This is a genomic window from Collimonas fungivorans (genome assembly GCF_028292705.1).
Lineage (GTDB): Bacteria > Pseudomonadota > Gammaproteobacteria > Burkholderiales > Burkholderiaceae_D > Collimonas > Collimonas fungivorans_B.
Window position 1 is genome coordinate 1 of record NZ_JAQGLV010000287.1, and the last position, 3,049, is coordinate 3,049.

Annotated in this window: 4 protein-coding genes; 1 reads left to right on the forward strand and 3 read right to left on the reverse strand. The window is 55.3% G+C overall.

Going from position 1 to position 3,049, the window contains the following annotated elements; translation table 11 throughout:
• Window positions 1–504: TCP-1/cpn60 chaperonin family protein (locus tag JWQ61_RS16020; RefSeq protein ID WP_304361403.1), on the forward strand; the 504-nt coding region annotated here is incomplete at its 5' end.
• Window positions 505–782: 278 nt separating this feature from the next.
• On the opposite strand, the gene JWQ61_RS16025 is transcribed toward JWQ61_RS16020, so the two are convergent.
• The 3 genes from JWQ61_RS16025 to JWQ61_RS16035 form a co-directional block, all read right to left on the reverse strand.
• Window positions 783–1,094 carry a high-potential iron-sulfur protein gene (locus tag JWQ61_RS16025; protein WP_304361404.1) on the reverse strand — a complete coding sequence of 104 codons (312 nt, stop codon included), beginning with the start codon at window positions 1,092–1,094 and terminating at the stop codon, window positions 783–785.
• Window positions 1,095–1,230: 136 nt separating this feature from the next.
• Window positions 1,231–2,325, reverse strand: coding sequence for a metallophosphoesterase (locus tag JWQ61_RS16030; RefSeq protein WP_304361405.1), 1,095 nt, complete (start codon window positions 2,323–2,325; stop codon window positions 1,231–1,233).
• 308 nt (window positions 2,326–2,633) lie between these two features.
• Window positions 2,634–2,945 (reverse strand): high-potential iron-sulfur protein, encoded by a 312-nt coding sequence (locus JWQ61_RS16035; RefSeq protein ID WP_304361406.1) that lies wholly within the window; start codon window positions 2,943–2,945, stop codon window positions 2,634–2,636.
• Between the last annotated feature and the right edge of the window lie 104 nt (window positions 2,946–3,049).

Consider the following 3,049-nt stretch of genomic DNA (forward strand, 5'->3'; position numbering starts at 1 on the left):
GCTGCGACCGAAGTCGAAATGAAAGAGAAGAAAGCCCGCGTCGAAGATGCGCTGCACGCGACCCGCGCCGCGGTTGAAGAAGGTATTGTTCCTGGCGGCGGCGTTGCCCTGCTGCGCGCACGTGCCAGCATCAACATCAAAGGCGACAATCCGGACCAGGAAGCAGGCATCAAGATCGTGTTGCGCGCAATGGAAGAGCCACTGCGCATGATCGTTCAAAACGCCGGCGAAGAAGCCTCGGTCGTGGTGGCCAAGGTTCTGCAGGGCACGGGTAACTTCGGTTACAACGCAGCCAACGGCACCTACGGCGACATGGTTGAAATGGGCGTGCTGGATCCAGCCAAGGTCACCCGTTCGGCACTGCAAAACGCAGCGTCGATCGCCGGCCTGATGCTGACCACCGACGCGATGGTGTGCGAACTGGCTGAAGACAAGCCAGCTGGCGGCGGTATGGGCGGCATGGGTGGTATGGGCGGCATGGGCGGTATGGACGGCATGATGTAATTTGCCGGCGCTTTAAGCCAATAGAGTGGCCACCTTCGGGTGGCCATTTTTTTGTGCGGCTTGATTCTGGCGTTGTCGTCAACCCCGGGGTCAGGTCCGACGGAGATCGCCACCTTCGATGCCGCTAAGTTAACGTCAAATACGTCGTTCCTGACAATGGCAGGCACGACGGTTTTTGTTACTGAGGCCTGGCTTAACTGAGCGGCATTCGGGTCTGACCGGGACGCCGAGTCCCGCCGGGTCAGTCCCCAAACCTCTGAACTCCGCAAGTCGCTCACCTATTCCTTATGGACGAATGACTTACACCAGCCGTTGCGATTAACGCGCTTGCCCGAAAAAACACCACATGTTCCCGTCGAACCCTCCGGCAGGGCTTTAAACCACTGACATTCAGCACATTTTTGCCCGGCAGAGTATTTCGGAAACTTCGCAGTATCAACTTTGCGCGAATCCTCTTTATAGCCGAGATTCCTGGCTTGGGAATCATCTTCAAAAAGCACTGGAATCTCTGTATGTGCCTGGTCACCAACCGTAAGTGAAACCGTGCCGAGCAAGGATTGAATCATAAAGATTCGGCGATTGAGTGTCATATCTAGCTCCGCCAAGGGTAAGATTTCTATGTCAAGTCTCATGGACCAGGCACGCCGATTTCCATAATTTGCCCGCGATTTAACGTTGGCCTCATGATTCCCTCCCTTCACCGTTTATCGCTTCGCTTGAACGCGGTCAGGCGGTCGGCGGATTCATGGTCCACAAAATATCCGCGCAGCTAACGAAACCGCTAGCCTGCACCTGCCCGATATGCCATCCAAGTCCGTCGAACGGTTCGGCTGGATTCGAACGCGGCATCTGGCCGCTCAACCCCAGGGCGTGGTAGGTCTCTGGATATGGGTGCGGCCAGGAAGTAGACAGAATGCCGTGAAACTTTATCCTGGCGATGCGGTGCTCAACGAGCTGGTGCACATGCGCATGGAATACCTGAACGTTTTTGAAGGGCGCGAAGATGGCGTGAGCATCCGCCGCGTCCTGCACCCAGAAATTCCAGGGCTTGTAATAGTGGTACAAAGGAGCGTGACTGAACACTAATATAGGCGCATCAGTTGGGACATTCGCCAGGTCCCTCTCCATCCAATCCAGTTGCTTCTTGCCGAGAATGAAAGGTCCCTGCGTCGTATCAGAGATATCGCCCGCAACCTGCATCCGTTCCTCCGGTGTTAGCTTGCGGGCGCTCCAGAAATCGTTCAGATGGGAACCGTGAAGGGCCATGACATGAGCCCCCTTGTGATCGAATGAGTAGTATGGCGTCGGGCGCCTTATCATGTGCTGCATGTAGTATTCACCCATGTCCAGATACCAATCGTGTTCTCCCGCCAGATAAAAAATCTTCGGTTCGAGCGTAGCGATGATTTCCTCGAAATACTTGAACTGCTCAACATTGCCATCGTGAACCGCATCGCCCAGGTACATCACGAAATCGGGCGCCGGCTTTATCGCATTGATCTGTTTGGTCGCCGCCAGCAGCCGCTTTTTCATCGCGGGATTTCTTTTCCCCATGGTGTGGCTGTCGGCCAGGATTGCGAAGGTGAAATCCTGCGCCGCATTGCTCGCAACGTTAGCCGCCGGAAACAGCAGCGATGCCAGCGGCGCGGCCACCAATGTGGCGCCTGCCCATCCCAGCGTTTCAATGAACCTTCGGCGCGTCCCAAGCCCGGTCAATGCGCTGCCGGGACCGTCGTCCAGCTGGTCTGCGCTGGCCATCCCGGAAAAGTTGGATGGGTGACGCCGCGCAATCGCAGCGTTCTTGTTATCACTTGTTTCCATGATATTTCACCGTACGAAGGGTTGTTCTTTCGCAAGCGGGGCCAAGCGTTTTTCTCGGCAATTGAGTATCAACCTTACGCGTTCCCCAGATGTGATTCGTTGATAAATCACAGTGCGTGGATGAGGTCAGCACCAGGGTCCGGAAGTCGCCATTGGTCAAGGAATCTTGCTAGGAAGAGTTCTGCGAGCGGGTTCAGCTGTGGGTGGCGGAATTCCCGTTCCGCGCGCCGGACACCCGCCGCCTGCCCGGCATGCTGCCAGTCCAGCAGATCGACGTACGCGGCGGCCAAGCAGGCGACGCTGCCGAGCTATTCCTTATGGACAAACGATTTACACCAGCCATTGCCATTAACGCGCTTGCCAGAGAAAATGACACATGTTCCCGTCGAAGCCTCCGGCATCGGCCTGAACCACTGGCATTCGGCACATTTTTGTCCGGCAGAATATTTGGGAGCCTTCGCAATATCTACTTTGCTTGAATCCTCCGTATAGCCGAGACTCCTGGCTTGGGAATCCGATTCAAGAAGCATTGGCGTCTCGGAATGCGCGGTGTTACCTGCGGCAAGAGTAAACGTACCGATCAGGGAACGAATCATGAAAATTCGTCGATTGATTTTCATATCTAGTCCAAAGGTTTTAGGAGTTTATGATGAGTTTTACGGACCCGGTACGCCGATTTCCATGATCTGCCCGCGATTCATATATGCCTGATACGCTTCCAGTG

Excerpts from the sequence above, each read along its gene's own strand:
- JWQ61_RS16030 (WP_304361405.1), bottom strand. The coding sequence starts at position 2,325 with ATGGAAACAAGTGATAACAAGAACGCTGCGATTGCGCGGCGTCACCCA.
- JWQ61_RS16025 (WP_304361404.1), bottom strand. The coding sequence starts at position 1,094 with ATGACACTCAATCGCCGAATCTTTATGATTCAATCCTTGCTCGGCACG.
- JWQ61_RS16035 (WP_304361406.1), bottom strand. The coding sequence starts at position 2,945 with ATGAAAATCAATCGACGAATTTTCATGATTCGTTCCCTGATCGGTACG.